A 23,562-nucleotide genomic window follows, 5' to 3' on the forward strand; every position below is an offset into this window, starting at 1 on the left:
TGTGCGGAAGGGTCGGACGTTCGGGTGCCGCGTCAGCGGGCGGCCGTCAGGGCGGCGAGATCGTGTTCGACGCGGCGGCCGATGACGGCCGCCGGGCCCGGGGCGAGCATCCGCTGGTGGCCGCAGTCGACGTCGTACGTCTTCGGGGCGGCCGCGAGGTGCGGCTCCCAGCGTTTGGCCCGCAGGGCGCGTTCCTCCCCGGTGACGCCTTCGGCGGCCAGGAAGAGCGTCATCGGGCAGCCGTCGAGACGGCCGGGTGTGAAGCGCCGGAACAGGTCGAGGTGGTTGCGCATGACGCCGAGCAACCGCTCCAGGGTGGCCGCGCCCAGACCGGCGAGCGGGCCGCCGAGCCGGTCGAGGTGGGCGGCGACGGCGGCCGGGGTGAGTGTGCCGAGCCCGGTGGTGCCGACGCCCGCCTCGGTGAGGAAGTCGGCGAGGAACTCCTCGTCGGTGGGCGCGGCGCCGTCCGCGTCGCCCGGGAAGGCGTCCAGGTTGGCCAGGTAGGCCACCTCCTGGCCGGCGGCGCGCAGCCGGATCGCCATCTCGTGGGCGACGACTCCGCCGAAGGACCAGCCGAGCAGGTGGTACGGCCCCTCGGGCTGGACGGCGCGGACGCGCCGGACGTAGTCGTCGGCGACCTCGCTGAGGTCCCGGGGCAGGGGTTCGCCGGCGGCGAGGCCGCGGGCCTGGAGGGCGTACACCGGCCGGCCGGGGTCGAGATGTTCGGCGAGCGTGGCGAACGGGATGCCGAAGCCGAGGCCGCCGTGGACGCAGAACAGCGGGGGCCGGGTGCCGGTGGACCGGATGGGCAGCATCGGGCCGAGCGGGTCGACGCCTTCGCCGAGGGTCGCGGAGGCGGCCGCGAGCGACTCCAGGGTCCGGTGCTCGAAGACGGCGGCGAGGCTGATCCGCAGTCCGGCCCAGGCGGCGGCGTTGACCACCAGGATCGCCTTGAGGCTGTCGCCGCCGAGGGCGAAGAACCCGTCGTCGGGACCGACCGGTCCGGTGCCGAGCACCTCGGCGACGGCCGCGCAGAGGACTCGTTCCGCGTCGGTGCGCGGCGGCCGTACGGTCCGGTCGGCGGGGGCGGTGTCGGCGGCGGGCAGGGCGCGGACGTCGAGCTTGCCGTTCGGGGTGAGCGGCAGGTCCGGCAGTGCGACGTAGGCCGCGGGCACCATGTAGCCGGGCAGGGAGCGGGCCAGGTGGGCGCGCAGCTCGGTGGCGTCCGGCGCGGGCCGGCCGGGGGCGGGGACGACGTAGGCGACGAGCCGGCGCTGTCCGCCGGGTCCGGCGGGGGCGAGGACGGCGGCCCGGGCGACGGCCGGGTGGCCGGTCAGCCGGCGTTCGATCTCGCCGGGTTCGATACGGAAGCCGCGGATCTTCACCTGCTGGTCGGCGCGCCCCACGTAGTCGATACGGCCGCGCGCGTCCCAGCGCACCAGGTCCCCGGTGCGGTACATCCGCTGCCCCGGCGCGCCGAACGGGCAGGCGACGAACCGCTCCGCGCTCGCGCCGGGCCTTCCCAGGTAGCCGAGCGCCAGGCCCGGTCCCGCCAGGTACAGCTCGCCGACCACGCCGCGCGGCACCGGCCGCAGCGCCTCGTCCAGCACATAGGCGTGGGTGTCGCCGATGGGCAGTCCGATGGGCACGCCGGCCGGGGCGTCCACCGCCTCGGCGCAGTCCTGGAGGGTGGCGAAGGTGGTGGCCTCCGTGGGGCCGTACACGTTGTACACGCGGGTGCCGGGCAGGGCGGCGCGCAGCCGGTCGAGGTGGTCGCGGGAGTGTGTCTCGCCGCCGGTCAGCAGCACCCGCAGCGGGGTGAGCGCGTCGGGCCCGGTGTCGGCGACGGCGTTGACGAACTGGGTGGTCAGGAAGGCCACGCTCACCCCGGCCGACCGGCAGAAGTCGCCCAGCGCCCGCGGGTCGGCGGGTCCCGGCGGGCAGATCGCGAGCCGGGCGCCGTGGGTGAGCGGCGTCCAGATCTCGAAGGTGGACGCGTCGAAGGCGACGGGCGCGAAGTACAGGAAGGTGTCGCCGGCGGTGAGGGCCAGTTCGGGCAGGCCCTGGACGAGCCGTACGGCGGCGCGGTGGGTGACGGCGACGCCCTTCGGGCGGCCGGTGGAGCCGGAGGTGTAGATGACGTAGAGGAGGTCGTCCGGGCGGGGCGGGGCGACGTCCGGCGGGGTGACCGGGAGATGGGCGAGGGTGCCCCGCACGTCGGGCGCGTCCAGGACGACGACGTCGGCCGGGGCTCCGGTCGCGGTGTCCGCCAGCGCCTCCTCGGTGAGCAGCAGCCGGGCCCCGCTGTCGGCCAGCATGCCGTGCGTCCGCTCCACCGGATGGGCGGGGTCGAGCGGCAGGTACGCCGCCCCGGTCCTGGCGATGGCCAGCAGGGCGGTGACGGTGGCCGGGCCCCGCTCCAGCCGCAGCGCCACCAGGTCGCCGCGCCCGACGCCGCGTCCGGTGAGCAGGTGGGCGAGGCGGTTCGCGGCGGCGTCCAGGTCCCCGTACGTGGTCTCGGCCGTGCGGCCGTCGCCGCCGATGTGGACCAGGGCGACGGCGTCCGGTGCGGCGGCGGCGCGCCGGGCCACGAGTTCCGTGACGGTGGTCCGGTCGGTGCCGGTGTGGCGGGTGCCCCGCTCCAGCAGGTACGCGCCCTCGGCCGGGTCGAGGACGTCGAGGCGGGACAGCGGTGCGCCGGGGTCGGCCAGCGCGGCGCCGAGCAGCCGCAGATAGGCGTCGGCGATCCGGCGGGCGGTGGCCGGTTCGAAGAGGTCGGTGCGGTACTCCAGCGCGACGGACAGACCGTCGGCGCCCTCCTCGGTGAGCTGGAGGAACAGATCCCACTTCGCCGTGGACCCGGGCACCTCCCGGGGCCGTACGGTCAGGCCGCCGGTGCCGCCGCGGGGCGGCTCCGCCTCCTGCTGCAGGCTCAGCATGACCTGGAACAGGGGGTGCCGGGACATCGACCGCTCCGGGTTGAGCGCCTCGACGAGCTTCTCGAAGGGCACGTCCTGGTTGCGGTACGCGGACAGGGTGAACTCCCGCACCCTCTCGAGCAGTCGGCGGAAGTCCGGGTCGCCGCCGGTGTCGGTGCGCAGCACGAGGGTGTTGACGAACATGCCGACGACGTCGTCGAGGCGTTCGTCGGAGCGTCCCGCCACCGGGGTGCCGAGCGGGATATCGGTGCCCGCGCCGAGCCGGGTGAGCAGGGCGGCGAGCGCGGCCTGCAGGACCATGAAGACGCTGGCGCCGGATCGCGCGGCGAACGCGCGCAGTGCGCGGACCAGTTCCGGCGGGGCGTCGGCGCGGACGAGACCACCGTGGTGCCCGGCGCGGGTGCCGCGCGGGAAGTCGTAGGGCAGCCGGAGTTCTTCGGGCAGCCCGTCGAGGGCCCGCGTCCAGTGCGCGAGCTGGCGGCCGAGCTCGCTGCCGGGGTCGTGTTCGTCGCCGAGGAGCTCGCGCTGCCACAGCGTGTAGTCGGCGTACTGCACGGGCAGCGGGCGCGGGGCGGGGGCGCGGCCGACGCGGCGCGCCTCGTAGGCGGTGGTGAGGTCGCGGGTGAGGGGCGCCAGGGACCAGCGGTCGCCCGCGATGTGGTGCAGGACGAGCAGCAGGACGTGCTCGCCGGGCCCGACCGCGAACAGCCGGGCCCGCAGCGGGATCTCCCGCTGCAGGTCGAAGCCGCGGCCGGCCTCGGCGGCCAGGGCGGCGTCCAGGCCCGCCTCGTCGACGGCGGTCACCGGCAGCGGGACGGGGGCGTCGGCCGGGGCGAGCACCCGCTGCTCGGCCGGGCCGACGCCCCCGGTGGGGCGGGCACCGGGTACGGGGGAGGCCCCGGTGCCCGCCGGCTCGGCGGAGGCGGGCAGGGCGCGGGCCGGGAACACCGTCCGCAGCGCCTCGTGCCGGGCGACGACGTCACCGAGCGCCGTCTCCAGCGCGGCTGTGTCCAGGGGTCCGGTGAGCCGGACGGCCAGCGGGATGTTGTAGAGGCCGCCGGGGGCGCCGAGCCGTTCGATGAACCACAGCCTCTGCTGGGCGTACGACAGGGGCAGCGTGGCCGGGCGGGGGCGTGCGGTGAGCGGGGGCCTGCCGGGTCCGGCGGCGGGCAGGCGGGCGGCGAGCGCGGCGGCCGTCGGGGCCTCGAACAGGTCCCGCAGGCCCAGTTCGGCGCCGAGTTGGGCGCGGATCCGGTTGACGACGCGGGTCGCGAGCAGCGAGTGCCCGCCGAGCGCGAAGAAGTCGTCGTCCACGCCGACGCGTTCGAGGCCGAGCACGTCGGCGAGGACCGCGCACAGCGTCTCCTCGGCGGGGGTGCGCGGGGCGCGGTCGGAGGTGGCGTAGGTCGGGGCGGGCAGGGCGCGGCGGTCGAGTTTGCCGTTGGCGGTCAGGGGCAGCGCGGGGACCCGGACGACGGCGGCGGGGACCATGTGCTCGGGCAGCCGGGAGGCCGCGAAGTCCCGCAGGGAGGCCGTCAGTTCGCGGCCGGAGAAGTCGTCGTCCGTCACGACGTACGCGACCAGCCGCTGGTCCCCGGGGCGGTCCTCGCGGGCGACGACGGCCGCCTCGGCGACGCGCGGGTGCCGGCCGAGGACGGTCGCGATCTCGCCGGGCTCGACGCGGAAGCCGCGCAGCTGCACCTGCTGGTCGGCGCGGCCCAGGTAGACGAGGGTGCCGTCGTCCCGCCACCGGGCCAGGTCGCCGGTGCGGTACATGCGCGCGCCCGGCGGTCCGAACGGGCAGGCCACGAACCGGTCGGCGGTCAGCCCCGGGCGTCCCAGGTAGCCGCGCGCGAGACCCGGACCGGCCACGTACAGCTCGCCGGGCACTCCGGCGGGCACGGGGCGCAGCGCGCCGTCCAGGACGTACACCCGCAGGTCGGGGATGGCGCGCCCGATCACGCTGCCCCCGCCGGCGGCGGCCGTCGCGGCGTCCAGCTCCTGGTAGGAGACATGGACCGTGGTCTCGGTGATGCCGTACATGTTGACCAGGCGCGGGGCGTCGTCGGCGTGCCGTGCGTACCAGTCGGCGAGCCGGCCGAGGTCGAGGGCCTCGCCGCCGAACACGACGTGCCGCAGGGACAGTTCGCTCCACGCCTCGGCGTCCGCGCGCATCAGCTGGTAGAAGGCCGACGGGGTCTGGTTGAGGACGGTGACCCGTTCGCGGGCGAGCAGGTCCCGGAAGGCGTCGGGCGAGCGGGAGACGTCGTGCGGGACCACGACCAGGCGTCCGCCGTACAGCAGGGCGCCCCACAGCTCCCACACGGTGAAGTCGAAGGCGATGGAGTGGAACAGCGTCCACACGTCGTCGGGTCCGAAGCCGAACCAGGCGTCGGTGGAGTCGAGCAGCCGGACGACGTTCCGGTGCGGCACCACCACGCCCTTGGGGCGGCCGGTGGAGCCGGAGGTGTAGATGACGTAGGCCGCGTGGCCGGGGGTGACGGCGGGCCGGGGCGCGGTGTCCGGGTGGGTGGCGAGCTCGGCGGCGGTCCCGGCCGTGTCGAGGTCGACGCGGGCGGTGCCGGGGTGGGCGGGCAGGTCGGTGCCGGTACGGGTCAGCAGGAGGACGGGGCGGGCGTCGCGCAGGGTGTGGGCGACGCGCTCGGCCGGGTGGGCGGGCTCCAGCGGAAGGTACGCGGCGCCCGCCTTCAGCACGGCGAGGACGGCGACGACCAGATCGGCGCCGCGCGGCAGCGACACCGCCACGAAGGTCTCCGGTCGGGCACCCCGGGCGGCGAGGAGGTGCGCGAGCCGGTTGGCCCGCCGGTCCAGTTCCCGGTAGGTGAGGCTCTCGGCGCCGGCGGTCACCGCCACCGCGCCGGGGGTGCGGGCGGCCTGCGCGGCGAACAGGTCCGGGACGGTCGCCCGGCGGGCGGTGTCCGGGCCGGACGCGGGGGTGCCGCTCCACTCGGTGAGGATGCGCCGCTCGTCCTCGGGGGCGAGCCCGCCGAGGTCGGCGAGGAGGACGTCCGGGTTCTCGGCGACCTGGCGCAGGACGCGCACGAGCCGGCCGAGCACCTTCCCGCCGTCCGGCACGGACGGCCGGTACGCCAGCTGGAGCTCCAGCCGGTCGCCCGGTACGACGGTGAGGTGGAGGGGGTAGTGGGTGGCCGCGTGCACCCGGGCCGCGCTCACCGTGCCGCCGGTCTCCCGGCGCAGGCCCTCCTCGTCCAGCGGGTAGCTCTGAAAGGCGAGCACGGTGTCGAAGAGGTCGCCCTGGACTGCGCTCGCGGACTGCACCTCGGCGAGCGGCAGATGCTCGTGCGGCATCATCTCCAGCTGCTGCCGGGCCAGTTCCCCGAACAGCTCGCTCGCCCGCCGCAGCGGTCGTACGTCGGCCCGCACCGGCAGGGTGTTGGCGAACAGCCCGATCATCGACTCGACGCCGGGCACCTCGGCGGGCCGGCCGGAGGTGACGGCCCCCAGGACCACGTCGTCGCGTCCGGTGAGCCGGCCCAGCAGCACCGCCCAGCAGCCCTGCACCACGGAGTTGAGGGTCAGCCCGCGTCCGCGCGCCCAGGCCGTGAGCGCGGCGGTGTGCTCCTCGGACAGCAGGGCGTGGTCCGTCTCGGGGAGCCCGGTGTCCGCTCCGGCCGTCTCCGGGGCGACCCGTACGGGCCCGTCGAGCCCTTCCAGCAGGCCCGCCCAGGCCGTGCGGGCCGCGGCACGGTCGCGGGTGCCGAGCCAGCCGAGGAAGGACCGGTAGGCCGCGGGCTCGGGCAGGGAGGCGGCGCCCCGCTCGTCGGCGAGGAGGGTCAGCTCGCGCACCGCGAGCGGCAGGGACCAGCCGTCGACGAGGATGTGGTGCACGGACCACACCAGCCGGCAGCGGTGCGCGCCGAGCCGCAGCAGGGCGAACCGCATGAGGGGCGGGCGGGCCGGGTCGATGCGCCGCAGCCGGTCCTCGCGCGCGATCCGCGCGGCCTCCGCCTCCCGCTCCTCCTCGGGCAGGTCCGCGAGGTCGTGCACGGACCACGGCGGGCGTACCTCGTCCTCGTGCGGGACGACCTGCACCGGCTCACCGTTGCGGCGGCTGCGGAAGCAGGCCCGCAGATTGGGGTGGCGGCGCAGCAGGGCGGCGGACGCGGCGCGCAGCCGGCGCTCCACGTCCACCGGGTCGCCGTCGATGTCCGCGACGAACTGGAGCGTGTAGAGGTCCGGGCCGGTGCGGTCGTAGGAGGACAGGAAGAGCAGGCCCTGCTGGAGCGGGGAGAGCGGGAGGACCTCGCTGATCCTGGTCCTGGTTCTCGGCTCGGTCACGACAGATCCTCACTCAGCTCGAATTCGAGGTCGGCCAGTTCGTCGTCGGTCAGGGAGATCAGGTCGCCGTCGGGCTCGGGCGCCGGCGGTGCGGCCTCGGCGCCGGCCGCGGCGCGGGCGAGCGCGGCGGCCGTGCGGTGCGTGAAGACGTCCCGGGTGGTGAGGGCGAGCCCGGCGGTGCGGGCGCGGCCGACGACCTGGATGGAGCGGATGCTGTCGCCGCCGAGCGCGAAGAAGTCCTCGTCGACGCCGACGGCAGGCATGCCGAGCACCTCGGCGAGGATGCCGCAGAGGATCTCCTCGCGCTCGTCGCGCGGGCCCCGTGCGGGCCGCGTGGCGTCCGTGTGGTCCGGCCGGGGCAGGGCCTTGCGGTCGAGCTTGCCGTTCGGGGTGAGCGGCATGGCGTCCAGGACGAGCCAGGTGGACGGGATCATGTATGCGGGCAGCAGCCGCGCCAGGTCCTCCCGTACGGCGTCGGGGGTCGCGGCCGGCCCGGTCAGGTAGCCGACCAGGCGCGGGTTGCCGGAGGCGTCGGGGACGACGGCCACGGCCGCGTCGGTGACCTGGTCGAGCCCTCGGACGGTGGCTTCGATCTCGCCCAGTTCGACGCGTCGTCCGCGGATCTTGACCTGGTGGTCACGGCGCTCGATGAACTCCAGCTGCCCGTCCACACGCTGCACCACCCGGTCACCCGTCCGGTACATCCGCGCCCCCGGACCCGCGAACGGGTCGGCCACGAACGTCCCCGCGGTACGCCCCGGATCATCCAGATAACCCCGGCCCACACCCGCACCACCGACATACAACTCCCCCGGCACCCCGGCCGGCACCGGCTGCAACTCGTCACTCAGCACATACAGCCGCGTATGACGGACCGCACCACCGATCGGCACCCGGCCACCCAGCACGTCACCGGACCGGATCACCCCGTGCGTCACATCGTCCGAACACTCCGTCGGACCGTACGCGTTCATCAACGGCACCAGCGGATAACGCCCATGCCAGCGCTCACACAGATCAGCGGGCAACGCCTCACCCGTCACCATCAGCCACCGCAGATCCGGCAACTCAGGCGCACAGCCCTCCACGTCGAACGCGTCCAGCGCCGCCCGCAACAACGACGGCACCACCTCCAGCACCGCCACCCGCTCATCACGCACCACCGCGAACAGACCCACCGGATCCGCCGCCAACTCCGTGCCCGACACCCGCACCCGGCCCCCCACCAGCAAAGGCGCCAGCATCTGCCACACCGACACGTCGAACGTCAGCGGAGCGTTCTGCACCACCACCTCACCCGCGACCAGCTCCAGATCCGCGACCTTCGCCCACAGGTGGTTCACCATCCCCGACCGCTGGACCATCGCCCCCTTCGGACGCCCCGTCGACCCCGACGTGAACATCACATACGCCAGATCCAGACCACCGCCGGCGGTGGGCGGCAGGGCGCGCTCGGTCAGCGTGTCCTCCAGGACGAGGACGGTGGTGTCGCCGGCGGTCTCGCGGGCCTGTGCCGTGTACGCCCGGCCCACCAGCAGGTGGGTCGCGCCGCTGTCCCGCAGGAGTGCCGCGTTGCGGGCGGCCGGGGCCGCCGGGTCCAGCGGCAGATAGGCACCGCCCGCGCCCAGCACACCCAGCACACCCGTCACGAACGGCACGCCGGGGTCCGCGAGCATCGCGATCAGGGAGCCGGTCCGCACGCCGTCCCGGGTGAGCCGGGCGGACAGCCCGCCGGACGTCTCGACCAGCTCCCGGTAGCTGAGGGTGCCCGTGCCGTCGGTCAGGGCGGGCTCGTCCGGGATGCGGTCGGCGACCGCGCGCACCCGCTCCACGACGCCGAGGCTCTCCTCGGGGATCGAGGGGTCCCAGGTGCCGAGCAGACCGCCGAGCTCGCCGGGCGTCCCCGGTCCGGCGAGGCCGGCCGGCGCGGTGACGTCGACCCGGGCGAGCGGCAGCGCGGGGTCGTCGGCGACGGTGCGCAGGAGGTGCCGGAACATCACGGCGACGCGTTCGACGTCGGCGCGGGTGAACAGGCCGGGCGCGTAGTCGAACCGCAGGTGCAGGGCCTCGCCGGGGAACACGGCCATGCTCAGCGGGTGGTGGCGGGCGTCCCTGGCCTCGGTGCGCAGCACCCGGGTGCCGTCGGTCCCGGATTCGGTGCCGGCCGCGTCGAGCGGGAAGTTCTCGAACAGGACGACGGTGTCGAAGACCTCGCCGGTCAGCCCGGCGGCCTTGTGGATGTCGGCGAGGCCCAGGTGCTCGTGCGGCAGCAGAGCGGTCTGCTGGTCCTGGAGCGTGGACAGCAGCTCGGCGAGGGTGGTGCCGGGGCTGAGCCGGACCCGGACCGGGACCGTGGTGAGGAACATGCCGATCATCGACTCGACGTCGGGGACCTCGGCGGGCCGGCCGGAGGTGACGGCGCCGAAGACGACGTCCTGGCGTCCGGTGAGCCGGCCGAGGAGCAGCGCCCAGCAGCCCTGGACGACCGTGTTGAGGGTGAGACCCCGGGCGCGGGCCCAGCCGGACAGGGCGGCGGTCAGCTCGCGCGGCACCTCGGCGTGCACGGTGTCGGGCAGCGCGGGGGCGCGGCCGGGGTCGGCCGGTACGAGCAGCGTCGGCTCGTCCACGCCCTCCAGTGCGGCGCGCCAGGCCGCCCGGGCGGCCTCACGGTCCTGGGCGGCGAGCCAGGCGAGGTAGGAGCGGTAGGGGGCGGGGTCGGGCAGCGGCGTGGTGTCCGGGCCGGGACGGCACAGGGTGAACAGCTCGCGCACCAGCAGCGGCATCGACCAGCCGTCGACGAGGATGTGGTGGCTGGTCCAGATGAATCGGTGCCGTCCCTCTCCGTGGGTGACCAGGGCGAACCTGAGGAGCGGCGGGGAGGTCAGGTCGAAGCGCCGGGTGCGTTCGGCCTCGGTGATCCGGTCGAGCTCCGCGGTGCGCTCCGGTTCCGGCAGGGCCCGCAGGTCCGTCTCCTGCCAGGGCAGCTCGGCGTGGTCCGGCACGATCTGCACGGGGTCGCCGGTGGCGCGGGCGCGGAAGGCGGCGCGCAGGTTGGGGTGCCGGTCGAGCAGGGCCTGTCCGGCGGCGCGCAGCACGGCGGGGTCGAGGTCGCCCTCCAGTTCGGCGACGATCTGGAGCGTGTAGACGTCGGTGGTCCCGCTGTCGTAGTCCGCGTGGAAGAGCAGGCCCTGCTGGAGCGGGGTGAGCGGGAGGACGTCGGCCAGGGCCGTGCCGGCGGCGGCGAGTTCGCTCTCGTACGTCTCGATCTCCGCCTGGCTCAGGGCGACCAGCGGCAGGTCGGACGGGGTGCGGCCGCCCGCGCCGGACCCGGTGGTGTGCCGGACCAGCAGGCCCAGGGCACGGAACCAGGTCTCGGCGATGTCCTGGGCGTCCTCCTCGGCGACCGCCTGGCCGGCCCACGCCCAGTTGGCGATGAGGTGGGGGCCGTCGTGGCGGTCCTCGGTGGCCGGGGTGACGTCGATGAGGTGCGGCAGCGGCATACCGGGGTGGGCGCCGGTGCCGACGACGCCGTCACCGCCCGCCGGTTCCCACAGCCGGTCCTCGCGGGCGTCGAAGCGGCCCATGTAGTTGAAGCCGAGTTGCGGGCGGGCGCAGGGGGCGAGGACACGGGCGGCGTGCGGGTTGAGGTAGCGCAGCAGGCCGAAGCCGACACCCCGGTCGGGCAGGGCGCGCAGCTGTTCCTTGACGCGCTTCAGGGCGGTGGACAGGGCGGGGCCGCCCGCCCACACCTCGTCCCAGTCGAGGGCACCCGGATCGAGGCGGACCGGGAAGGCGCTGGTGAACCAGCCGACGGTGCGGGACAGGTCGAGGTCGTCGGTGAGCTGCTCGCGGCCGTGGCCCTCCAGCTCGATCAGGGTCTGCGCGTAGGGGGTGCGGCCGTGCCGGCGCCGCCAGTCGGCGACGGCCAGGGCGAGTCCGGTCAGCAGGACGTCGTTGACCTCCGCGTGGAAGGCGGCGGGCACCTCGGTGAGGAGCGGGCCGGTGACATCGGGCCCGAGTTCCAGACGGAGGGTCCGGCGGGTGCCGTACACGTCCTTGGCGGGGTCGAGGCGGCGGGTTCCGATGAGTGGGTCGGGACCGTCGAGAAGGTCCTGCCACAGGGCGAGTTCGGTGCCGCGCCTCTCGGTGCGGGCCTGGTCGGCGAGCGTGCGCGACCAGGCGCGGTAGGAGGTGCCGACCGGGTCGAGTGCGGGGGTGCGCCCGTCGGCGAGGGCCGCGCAGGCGGCCGCCAGGTCGGGCAGCAGGATGCGCCAGGAGACGCCGTCGACGACGAGGTGGTGGCCGCACAGCACGAGCAGCGCGGTGCCGGCGCCGGGGGCCGGTGCGATCAGCACGGCCTGGAGCATGACGGCGACGGACGGGTCGAGCCGCGCGCGGGCGGCGGCGGCCTGCCGTTCGGCGAACGCGAGCAGGTCCTTGCCGTCGGCGGCGCCCGCCTCCGCACGCGCGACGAGGCGCACGCCGGCCAGTGCGCCGGGTTCCAGCACCTCGGTGTGCCACAGCCCGGGCGACGGCTCGGTGGCGCGGGTGCGCAGGGCGTCGTGGTGGTCGGCCAGGGCGTGCAGGGCGGTCTCCAGCACCTCGGCACCGAGGTCCGCGGGCACGTGCACGACGACGTGCTGGCTGTACTTGACGACCGGCCCCGTCAGGCTGCGGACGTCCTCGTGCAACTGGCCCATGATCGGCGTCAGTTCGTACGGTCCGACGCCCGGCTCACCGTCCGGCTCGTCCGGCTCGCCGGTGCGGGGGCCGCCGGCGGCGCGGGCCAGCGCGGCGACGGTCTTGTGCTCGAAGACGTCCCGGGTGGTGAGGGCGAGCCCGGCCTTGCGGGCGCGGCTGACGACCTGGATGGAGCGGATGCTGTCGCCGCCGAGCGCGAAGAAGTCCTCGTCGACGCCGACCTCGGGGGTGCCGAGGACGTCCCCGAAGATCCCGCACAGGATGCGCTCCCGCTCGGTGCGTGGACCGCGCGCGGTCTCCTGGCCGGCGAGCGCGGGCTGCGGCAGGGCCTTGCGGTCGAGCTTGCCGTTCGGGGTGAGCGGCATGGCGTCCAGGACGAGCCAGGTGGACGGGATCATGTACGCGGGCAGCAGCTGGGCCAGCTCATGGCGGACCTGTACGGCGTCGACGCCGGGCCCGGTCAGATAGCCGACCAGGCGCGGGTTGCCGGAGGCGTCGGGCAGGACGGCGACGGCGGCGTCGGCCACGCTCTCCAGGGAGCGCAGGACGGCCTCGATCTCACCGGTCTCCACGCGTCGTCCGCGGATCTTGACCTGGTGGTCACGGCGCTCGATGAACTCCAGCTGCCCGTCCACACGCTGCACCACCCGGTCACCCGTCCGGTACATCCGCGCGCCCGGACCCGCGAACGGGTCGGCCACGAACGTCCCCGCGGTACGCCCCGGATCATCCAGATAACCACGGCCCACACCCGCACCACCGACATACAACTCCCCCGGCACCCCGGTCGGCACCGGCTGCAACTCGTCACTGAGCACATACAGCCGCGTATGACGGACCGCACCACCGATCGGCACCCGGCCACCCAGCACGTCACCGGACCGGATCACCCCGTGCGTCACATCGTCCGAACACTCCGTCGGACCGTACGCGTTCATCAGCGGCACCAGCGGATAACGCCCATGCCAGCGCTCACACAGATCAGCGGGCAACGCCTCACCCGTCACCATCAGCCACCGCAGATCCGGCAACTCAGGCGCACGGCCCTCCACGTCGAACGCGTCCAGCGCCGCCCGCAGCAACGACGGCACCACCTCCAGCACCGCCACCCGCTCATCACGCACCACCGCGAACAGACCCACCGGATCCGCCGCCAGCTCCGTGCCCGACACCCGCACCCGGCCACCCACCAACAAGGGCGCCAGCATCTGCCACACCGACACGTCGAACGTCAGCGGAGCGTTCTGCACCACCACCTCACCCGCGACCAGCTCCAGATCCGCGACCTTCGCCCACAGGTGGTTCACCATCCCCGACCGCTGGACCATCGCCCCCTTCGGACGCCCCGTCGACCCCGACGTGAACATCACATACGCCAGGTCGAGCGGGCCCCCGGACAGGGGGAGTCCGGCGTCGCCGCGGGCGTCGGCCGGGTCGGTGAGGGACAGGGCCACGACGTCCGCGTCCGGGGTGTCGAGCCCGGCGCCGAGGAGGAGGTGGCGTGCGCCGCTGTCCCGCAGGAGTGCCGCGTTGCGGGCGGCCGGGGCCGCCGGGTCCAGCGGCAGATAGGCACCGCCGGCGGCCAGGACGCCCAGCACGCCCGCGACGAAGGGCACGCCGGGCTCGGCGAGCAGGGCGACGACCGCACCGGTGGCCGTGCCGGCCGCGCGCAGGCGGGCGGCGACCCCGGCGGCGCGGGTGACGAGACCGGCGTAGGTGATCTCCTGTGTGCCGTCGGACACGGCGACGGCGCCGGGCGAGAGCGCGGCGACGTCCCGGACCCGCTCCACGAGCCCCTCGTAGCCGGCCTGTTCGGTGTCCCGGTCCCAGGTGCCGAGCAGTCCGAGCCGTTCACCGGGGGCGCCGATGCCGATCCGGCCGACGGGGTGGTCGGCGGGGAGGGCGGCGAGGTCGCCGAGGAACGTCTCGAAGCGGGCCAGGTGGGTGGCCAGCTCCTCGGAGGTGTAGAGCTCCGGGTTGCCGTCGAGGTGGATCTCCATCGTGCCGTCGGCGGTGTTGAGGACGGTGATGATGAGGTCGTTGACGATGCCGGTGGAGAGATTGACGACGGTGCCCCGGCAGCCGGTGCCGAAGGTGAGGGCAGGGTCCTGGTCGAGGACGTTGACGAACGGCCCGAAGGGGCGCCGGTCGTCGGTGCGCAGGCCGATGTCGCGGCGGACGCGGTCGCCCCGGTACCGCTGGTGCTTCAGGGCCCCCGACACCTCGACCCAGGACTGGCGCAGCAGCTGGGCCGGGGTCATGCCGGGGCGCACCGGCACGGCCAGCGGAAGGTAGTTGGCGAGCATGCCGGGGATCTCCCGGCTGGCGGCGCCGACCCGGCCGGTCACCGGCAGGGTGAGCAGCGGCCGGTCGACGCCGGTGGCGTGCCGGGTGTACGCGGCGGCCGCGGCGACCAGGACCACGGGCAGGGTGACCTTGCCGTCCCTGGCGAGGGCGCGCAGGGCGTCCGTGGCCTCGGTGCCGAGGCGGGTGGTGTGCCGCAGCGCGCTGCGGCCGGGGGCGGGCTGCCGCGAGGAGAGCGAGACGAGTTCGGGGGCCGGTCCGCGGGTGCCGTCGGTGAGCCGTGCGGTCCAGTAGGCGCGGTCGCGTTCGACGTGCGGGGAGCCGAGGTAGTCGCGTTCGGCGTCCAGAAGCCGGTGGAAGGGCGGCATGGCGTCGGCGTCGAGGTCGCCCGGGCGGGCGCCGGCGGCGAGCCGGGTGTAGAGGGCGGCGAGCTTCGGGTAGAGCAGGGCGCGGCTGAACCCGTCGGCCAGGATGTGGTGCATGCACAGGTAGAGCAGATGGTGATCGGGGCCGAGCCGGATGAGGGCGCCGCGGAACAGCGGGAAGTCGGTGACCTTCAGGGGGTCGGCGTGGTCGGCGCGCATCCACGCCCCGGCCGCGGCGAGCGGGTCCGCCTCGCCGCTGAGGTCGAGGGTCTTCAGGGGGAGCTGGGCGAGCGGCCGGACGATCTGTCCGGGGGCGCCCTCCTCCTCGACGAACTGCACCCGCAGTCCCTCGGCCTCGTGCCCGAGACGTCCGAGGGCCCGGCCGAGCACCTCGGTGTCCAGCGGTCCGCGCAGGTCGATGTAGTCGGCCATGTTGTAGCCGAGCGGCCCGGTGGCGAACTGCTCGTCGAACCAGATCTCCGCCTGTGCCGCGGTGAGCGGGAGGACGGCGCCTCGGTCTGTCGTCATCGCTTTCCTCTCCGTCATGCTCAGCGCCTCAACCCATCCGTCCGCTCGTGCCGTTCATCCGGAGACCGGTTCGAGTCCGGCCGTCTCACCGGTCCGTGCCGGGTGCCGCTCGGCGGTCCGCGTCAGGCTGTCCGGGCCGAGGGCGTGGGTGACCCAGTCGTCGTGGTAGACGGTCTCCATGTAGCGCTCGCCGAGGTCCGGGGAGATGGTCACCGCGGTCACCTGCTCGTCCGCCCGGCCGGTGGCGTCGCCGTGGTGCCGGTCGAGCCAGGTCAGCGCGCCGGTCACGGCGGTGCCCGTGGAGCCGCCGAAGGAGAAGCCGTGCCGCATCAGTTCCCGGCAGGTGCGGACGGTGTCCGCCTCGGGGACGTGGACGACGGCGTCGACGAGGGACTCGTCGAGCAGGGCGGGCCGCACGCTGGTGCCGAGACCGGGGATGTGCCGGGTGGCCGGGGGACCGCCGAAGGTGACCGAGCCGACGCTGTCCACGGCGACGATCCGCACCGAGGGGCGCCGCTCGCGGAACCAGCGGGCGCAGCCCATCAGGGTGCCCGTGGTGCCGGCGCCGACGAACAGCACGCTCAGGTCGGGGAACTGCCGGGCGATGGCGGGCGCGGTGGTGCGGTAGTGGGCCATCCAGTTGCCGGGGCTGAGGTACTGGTTGAGCCAGACCTTCTTCTCGTCGGCGGCCAGCAGCGCCTCGACGTGGCGGATGCGGGCGCCGAGGAAGCCCTCGCTCTCGTGCGGCTCGGTGATGACGTGCACCTCGGCGCCGAGCGACTCCATGGTGCGCCGGGTCACGGCGTTGCAGCGGGTGTCGGTGACGCACAGGAACCTGAAGCCCCGGTTCGCGGCGATCAGCGCCAGGGCGACGCCCATGTTCCCGGAGGAGGACTCCACGAGGGTCGAGCCGGGACCCAGGGCGCCGGCGGCCTCCGCCTGCGCGACCATCTCCCGGGCCGCCTTGAGCTTGATGGAGCCGGCGAAGTTGAATCCCTCGACCTTGAGAAAGAGCCGACGCCCGAAGAACGGTTGCAGATTCACGAAGAGGTCGCTGACATCGAATTCATGCGACGCGGATATAACCGGCACTGGCACTCCTGGCCTTCGGCGACGAATGAGCCTCGGCGCCCAGCCTGTCGCCGGGCGCTGACGCAGTGCTGACGGTCTGCTGACGGGGGTCCGCCGGGGCCGGGGGCGGCCGGGCACCTGCGGTGGCGCGGGACGCGGGCGGGCGGGGAAGGCGGTACCGGCGTCAGTGGGGTGTCAGTTCCCGGTCAGTTGAGCGTCAGTGCCATCGGAAATCGTCGTGCGGTCGGAATTTCTCCCGGCTTCCGCCCGTCCCACAGCTCTTTTGTGAGGAGCACGGCTTGAATCGGCCATCAGCCATCAGTGAAGTCCTTCCGCTCTCGCCTTTGCAACAGGGCCTGCTGTTCCTCACGGAATTCGACCGGGAGGGGACGGACCGCTACACCCTTCAGCTGGTGGTGGACTTCGAGGACCTGACCGACGCGGGCGCGGCGGCGCTGCGCGAGGCGGCGTCGGCGCTGCTCGACCGCCACCCGCAGCTGCGGGCCTGTTTCCGGCACCGGCGTTCCGGCGAGACCGTGCAGGTCGTGCCGAAGGCCGTGGACCTCCCGTGGCGGGAGGTGGAGGTGGCGGACGACGCGGACCTGGACCGGCCGGCCCGGGAGGACCGGCTGCGCCGGTTCGACCTCGGCCGTCCTCCCCTGCACCGCTTCACCCTGCTCAGGGCGCCGGGGGGCCGCGCACGGCTGCTGTGGACCGTGCACCACATCCTGGTCGACGGCTGGTCGATGGCGACGCTGACGCGGGAGCTGGCGCGGTACGCGGCCGGGGCGGACGAACCGGCGCCCGCGCCGCCCTACCGGGCCCACCTCGCCTGGCTCGGGACGCGGGACCGGGAGACGGCCCGGGCAGCCTGGACGGAGGCCCTGGCCGGCGTGTCGGAGCCGACCCGCCTCGTGGGGGACGACGGGACCGCCGACGGCTCGCGGGATCTGCCCGAGCGGGTCCCCGTCGAGCTCTCCCCTGACGCCGCCGCGAGGCTCACCGGGTTCGCCCGTGCCCGGGGCCTGACGGTCAACGCGGTCGTCCAGGGCTGCTGGGCGCTGCTGCTGTCCCGGCTGACCGGCCAGGACACCGTCCTGTTCGGCGCGGTCACCTCCGGCCGGCCGGCCGAACTGCCCGGCGTCGAGGACATGGTGGGCCTGTTCGCCAACACCCTGCCGGTGCGGGTCGACGTGGACCCCCGGCTGACCCCGGCCGAGCTGTTCGCCGCCGTGCAGGAACGGCAGGCCGGGCTGTTGCCGCACGAGCATCTGACGCTGGCGGAGGTGCAGCAGCTCACCGCGGTGCGCGGCGAGCTGTTCGACACGGCCCTGATGTTCCAGAACTACCCGATGGACCGCTCGCCGCTGACACCGTCCGAGCAGGGCGCGGGTCCGCGGGTGACGGGCGTCGACATCCACTCGGCGACCCACTACCCGCTGACGCTCACGGTGTTCCCCGGCACCCCGTTCGGCCTGGCGGTCGACCATCTGCCGTCCCGGGTCCCGGCCGCCGCCGCCCGCTCCCTCGGGCTGCGGCTCGCGCGGCTGCTGGAGGCGGCGGTGACCCGTCCGGACGAGCCGTCGGGCCGCCTCGACGTGCTGCTGGACGACCGCGAGCGCGCCCTTCTGCTGACCGGCCGCAACCGCACCCGGGCCGACCTTCCCGGCCGCCTGCCGGCGCCGCTCCTGGAGCGGTGGGCCGAGCGCACGCCCGACGCCCCGGCGGTGCGCTGCGGGACGGCACGCCTCACCCACGGGGAACTGCACGCCCGCGCGGACGAGCTGGCCGCCGCCCTGCGCACCGCGGGCGCGGGCCCCGAGCGGGTCGTGGCGCTCGCCCTGGACCGCTCCCCCGACCTCGTGGTGGCGGTGCTCGCGGTCCTGAAGACCGGTGCCGCCTATCTCCCGCTCGACCCCGACTATCCGGCGGACCGGCTGCGCCTGATGCTCGCCGACGCCGCGCCGGTGGTGACGCTCACGCATCGCCGGGTCGCCCCGCTCCTGGCGGACGTGCCGGCCGGCACGACGTGGATCCTCGACGGGGAGGGGTTCCCCGAGGGGACGCCGGGGGACGGCGACGGCCCGCCCACCGACCCGCGCTCCCCCGCGTACGTGATCTACACCTCCGGCTCCACCGGCCGCCCCAAGGGCGTCGTCGTCCCCCACGAGGCCCTGGCGAACCTCGTCCACGACATGACGCGGCGCCTCGAGGTCACCCCCGGGGACCGCTTCCTGGCGGTCACCACCCTCGGGTTCGACATCGCCAACCTGGAACTCCTCGTCCCCCTGGCGGCGGGCGCCGAACTCGTCCTCGCCGACCGGGAGACCGTCCGCGACCCGGCCGCCCTGGCCGACGCGATCACCACGGCCGGCGCCACCCTGATGCAGGCCACCCCCAGCCTCTGGCAGACCCTCACCACCCACCACGCGCCCGCCCTGCGGAACCTGCGCGCGCTGGTCGGCGGCGAGGCGCTGCCGGAGCCACTGGCCCGCGCCCTCGTCACGCACTGCGCCTCGGTCAGCAACGTGTACGGCCCCACGGAGACGACCGTCTGGTCCACGGCCGCGCCCCTCACCCCGGCGCTGCGCGGACAGCCCCCCATCGGCGAACCGGTCTCCAACACGGCCGTGTACGTCCTCGACCCCGCGCTGCGCCCCACCCCGGACGGCTCGTTCGGCGAGCTGTACATCGCCGGGACGGGGCTGGCCCGCGGCTACCTGGGCCGGCCGGCGCTCACCGCGGGCCGTTTCGTCGCCGACCCGTACGGCCCGCCCGGCAGCCGCATGTACCGCACCGGCGACATCGTCCGCCGCTCCGCCGACGGCACCGCGCTGGAGTACGCGGGCCGCAGCGACCACCAGGTGAAGATCCGCGGGCACCGCGTCGAGCTCGGTGAGATCGAGTCCGTGCTGGGCGCACAGCCCGGCGTCGAGCGGGCCGTCGTCACGGCCCGCCCCGGCCACGGCGGCGAGGCCCGCCTGGTCGCCTATGTCGTACCGGCAGGGACCGACCGCGACCGGCTGCGGGAGCGCGCGTCCGCGGTGCTGCCCACGCACATGGTTCCTGCCGTGTACGTCCCCCTGGACACGCTCCCGACCACCCCGAACGGCAAGGTGGACCGCAAGGCGCTGCCCGCCCCGCCGGAGGACCGCGGCGGGGGCGGCCGCCCGCCCGCCACGGCACGCGAGGAGCTGCTGTGCGCCGTGTTCGCGGAGGCGCTGGGCTTCGAACGGGTCGGCGTCGACGACGACTTCTTCGCGCTGGGCGGCCACTCGCTGTCCGCGGTCCGCGTCGCCAACCGGCTGCGCGCGGAGCTCGGCGTGGACGTCCCCGTGCGCACCCTGTTCGACACCCGTACCGCCGAGGCGCTGGCCCGCGCCCTGCCCGGCGGCCCGCTGACGCCGGACCGCCCTCCGCTGCGGCCCGCCCCGCCCGAGGACCGGGCGGCGGCGCCCCTGTCGTACGCGCAGGAGCGGCTGTGGTTCCTCAGCCGGATGGGCGTCCCGGCCGGCACGTACAACATCCCGCTCGCCGTCCGATTCACCGGTCCCCTCGACCCGGCGGTACTGGGGCGGGCGCTCGCGGACGTGGTGGCCCGGCACACGTGCCTGCGCACCGTGTTCGTGGAGACCGACGGGATGCCGTCGCAACTGGTGCTGACCGCGCGGGAGGCGGCCGGGGCGGGCGCCTCCCTGGAGGTCGTACGGCTGCCCGGGGAGGAGGCGCTCGCCGGGGCACTGGCCGGTGAGGCGGCGCACGCCTTCGACCTGTCGGCCCGGGTGCCGCTGCGCGCCCGACTGTTCTCGCTCGGCTCCGGCACCCATGTGCTGGCCCTGACGCTGCATCACATCGCGGCGGACGGCTGGTCGCTGGAGCCGCTGGCCCGGGACCTGGCGTCCGCCTACCGGGCGCGGCTGGCCGGCCGTGCGCCGGACTGGGAGCCGCTGCCGGTGCGGTACACGGACTACGCGCGCTGGCAGCGGGAGCTGCTCGGCCCGGGAGACGACCCGGACAGCCTCGCCGCCGCCGAACTCGCCCACTGGACCCGGGTGCTGGAGGGGCTGCCCGAGGAGCTGGAGCTGCCCGCCGACCACCCGCGGCCCGCCCGCGCCTCCGGGCGGGGCGGGAGTGTGGCCCGGGCCGTGCCCGCCGAGGCGCACACCCGTCTCGCCGGGCTGGCACGGCGCTCCGGCGCCACCCTCTTCATGGCCGTGCAGGCGGGGCTCGCGGCTCTGCTGACCCGGCTGGGCGCGGGTACCGACATCCCGCTGGGCAGCCCGGTCGCGGGCCGCGCCGACGACGCGCTGCGCGACCTGGTCGGCTGCTTCGTCAACACGCTCGTGCTGCGCACCGACACCTCCGGCGATCCCACTTTCACCGGGCTGCTGGAGCGGGTGCGGGAGACGGACCTGACCGCGTACGCCCACGCCGAGCTGCCGTTCGAGCATCTCGTCGACGCACTGAAGCCGACCCGCTCGCTGGCCCGGCAGCCTCTCGTCCAGGTGGTGCTGGCGTTCCGCAACGCCGCCGACCCCCTGCCGGCGATCGACGGGATCACGGCCGCGGTGGAGTCCGTGCCGTCGACGACCGCGAAGTTCGACCTCTCCTTCGAGGTGACCGAACGCGCGGCGCCGGACGGCACCCCGGACGGGCTGGAGATCCTGCTGGAGTACAACGCGGACCTGTTCACCGAGGCGACGGCCGGCCGGATCGCGCAGGCGCTGGCCACCCTCCTCGACGCGGCGTCCCGCACCCCCGGCGCCCCCGTCGGCACGCTCGCCCTGCTCACCGCCGAGGAACGGCACGCGCTGCTGACCGGGCACCAGGGGCGGGTGCGGCCCCGGCCGCCGGTCACGCTGACCGACCTGTTCGAGGCCCACGCCGCCGAGGCCCCCGACCGCCCGGCACTGGTCGTCCCCGGCACGGCCCCCGTGACCTACGGCGAACTGGACGCCGAGGCCGGCCGGCTGGCCCGGCGGCTGCTGGGCCGGGGTGTCGGCCCCGGTGACGTGGTGGCCCTTGCCCTGCCCCGCTCCCCGGACACGGTCGTGGCGCTGCTCGCGGTGCTGAAGACCGGCGCGGCCTATCTGCCGGTGGACCCCGACTACCCGGCCGAGCGGATCGCGTACATGCTGCGGGACGCCCGCCCGGCCGAGGTGCTGTCCGTCCGGGCGGTCGCCGGCCGGCTGCCGGGGGTGTCCCCGCTGCTGCTGGACGACCCCGCCGAGCGGCCCGAGCGGACCGCCGTGCCCCCCGCCGTCCGCCGTGCGGGCCCGCGGGACACGGCGTACGTCATCTACACCTCGGGCTCGACCGGCCGGCCCAAGGGCGTCGCCGTGCCGCACGCGGGCGCGGCGAACCTGGCGGCCACCCTGCGCGAGGGCCTGGGCGCGGGTCCGGGCACCCGGGTCCTGCAGTTCGCCTCGTTCAGCTTCGACGCCACGGTGTGGGAACTGGCCGCCTCGCTGTTCAGCGGAGGCACCCTGGTGTTCGCGACCGCCGAGAGCAGGATGTCCCCGCCGCTGCTGGCCGGGCTGATCGGCGAGAACGGGGTGAACCACGCGATCCTGCCGCCCAGCGTGGTCGCCGGCTTCCCCGACCCGGCGGCGCTCCCCCGTGACCTGTGCCTGCTGGTCGGTGGTGAGGCGTGCCCGCCGTCCCTGGTGGAGCGGGTGGCCCCGTACGTCACCCTGCGCAACGCCTACGGGCCCACCGAGACGTCGGTCTGCGCCACCTGGAGCGACCCGCTCACCCCGGGCGGCAGGCCCCCGATCGGCCGGGCCCTGGACAACGTCCGGCTGTACGTCCTGGACGCGGCCCTGGCCCCCGCGCCGGTCGGGGTCACCGGTGAGCTCTGCGTCGCCGGGGCCGGACTCGCGCACGGCTACACGGGCCGCCCCGGCGTCACCGCCGAGCGCTTCGTCGCCGACCCGTACGGCCCGCCCGGCACCCGGATGTACCGCACCGGCGACCTGGTCCGCCGGCTGCCCGACGGCTCCCTCGACTACGTCGGCCGCGCCGACCAGCAGATCAAGCTGCGGGGCTTCCGGATCGAGCCGGGCGAGATCGAGGCCGCGCTGACCCGGCACCCGTTGGTCGCGCAGGCGGCGGTCGTGGCCACCCCGACACCGGCCGGCGGGAAGCAGCTGACCGGGTACGTGGTGCCCGTCGCGGGCGTGGCCGACGTCGACGTCCGCGCCGTGCTCGGCCACGCGGCCGAGTTCCTGCCGGCCCACATGATGCCGGCGGCCCTGGTGCCCCTCCCGAAGCTCCCGCTGACCACCAACGGGAAGCTGGACGTGCGGGCCCTCCCGGCGCCGGGCGCGCCCGCCCCCGGGCGCGCCCCTCGGCCGCCGCGCACCGCCGCCGAGCAGGCGCTGGCGGACGTCTTCCGCGAGGTGCTGGGCCTGGAGGAGGTCGACGCGGACGGGGACTTCTTCGCGCTGGGCGGCGACAGTCTGCGCTCGGTGCGGATCGTGTCCCGCGCCGCCAAGGCGGGCCTGACGCTCTCCCTGTCGGACGTGTTCACACACCGGACGGTGGCGGCTCTGGCGGCGGCCGCGGAGCGGCGGGCCCCGGTGGAGGAGGGTGACGACGAGGGCTTCACGGCCCTGCTGCCCGTGCGCCCCTCGGGGTCCCTGCCGCCGCTGTTCTGCGTCCACGGCGGCGTCGGCTTCGGTCTGCCCTTCGCCGGGCTGGCACCGCACCTCTCCCCGGAGCGGCCGGTGTTCGCGCTCCAGTCCGACGGCATCGCGGCGCCGGCCGGCGCATGGGTGCCGCCCGCCGACGTGCCGTCCCTGGCCGCTCTCTACGTGGAGCGGATCCGGCGGGTCCAGCCGCACGGGCCGTACCACCTGCTGGGCTGGTCCTTCGGCGGCCTGGTGGCGCACGAGATGGCGGTACGGCTCCAGGCCGCCGGGGAGGAGGTGGCCTTCCTCGCGGCGCTGGACGTCTGCCCGGTCGCCCCGGAGGACCCCGCGGCCACGGACGAGCAGATGCGCACGGCCTTCCTGGAGCATCACGCCCGGGGCCACGCGGTGGACGAGGCGGAGCTGGAGCGGCTGATGACCGTGATGCGTCATCACACCGGCATCGCCCGGCACTTCACACCCGGAGGCTTCCACGGGCCGCTGACCCTGTTCGTGGCCGCGGACGAGCCGGACGCCCCGGTCGCCGACCCGGCGGCGCGCTGGGAGCCGTACGTGGCAGGGCCCGTCGTGGTGCACGAGGTCCGCTGCGGACACGAGGAGATGCTGTCCGGGGAGGCGGCCCGCCACATCGGCACGCTCACGGACCGGGCGCTGCGCCGGACCTGACCCGGCCCGCGCACC

The 23,562-nt window shown here is 75.3% G+C and carries 4 protein-coding genes; 1 reads left to right on the forward strand and 3 read right to left on the reverse strand.

All coding sequences use genetic code 11. The features are described 5' to 3' along the window. Window positions 1-32: 32 nt before the first annotated feature. The 3 genes from ABZ899_RS05765 to sbnA are packed head-to-tail and all read right to left on the reverse strand — an operon-like array spanning window position 33 to window position 16,249. Window positions 33-7,259 carry an amino acid adenylation domain-containing protein gene (locus ABZ899_RS05765; protein WP_361341193.1) on the reverse strand — a complete coding sequence of 2,409 codons (7,227 nt, stop codon included), beginning with the start codon at window positions 7,257-7,259 and terminating at the stop codon, window positions 33-35. Further along, window positions 7,256-15,157, reverse strand: a complete 7,902-nt coding sequence (locus ABZ899_RS05770) for an amino acid adenylation domain-containing protein (protein WP_361341195.1) — start codon at window positions 15,155-15,157, stop codon at window positions 7,256-7,258. Before ABZ899_RS05770 ends, ABZ899_RS05765 begins: the two co-directional genes overlap by 4 nt. A 54-nt stretch (window positions 15,158-15,211) precedes the next feature. Then, window positions 15,212-16,249: a 2,3-diaminopropionate biosynthesis protein SbnA gene (sbnA, locus tag ABZ899_RS05775; protein ID WP_361341198.1), complete on the reverse strand. Its 1,038-nt coding sequence runs from the start codon at window positions 16,247-16,249 to the stop codon at window positions 15,212-15,214. A gap of 278 nt (window positions 16,250-16,527) precedes the next feature. On the opposite strand from sbnA, the gene ABZ899_RS05780 reads away from it, so the two are divergent. Further along, window positions 16,528-23,547, forward strand: a complete 7,020-nt coding sequence (locus ABZ899_RS05780; RefSeq protein ID WP_361341201.1) for an amino acid adenylation domain-containing protein — start codon at window positions 16,528-16,530, stop codon at window positions 23,545-23,547. Window positions 23,548-23,562 lie beyond the last annotated feature (15 nt).

Source organism: Streptomyces sp. NPDC046859 (assembly GCF_040645135.1).
GTDB lineage: Bacteria > Actinomycetota > Actinomycetes > Streptomycetales > Streptomycetaceae > Streptomyces.

Bases quoted from the DNA above. Each gene is read 5' to 3' on its own strand.
- ABZ899_RS05770 (WP_361341195.1), bottom strand. From the start codon at position 15,157: ATGACGACAGACCGAGGCGCCGTCCTCCCGCTCACCGCGGCACAGGCG.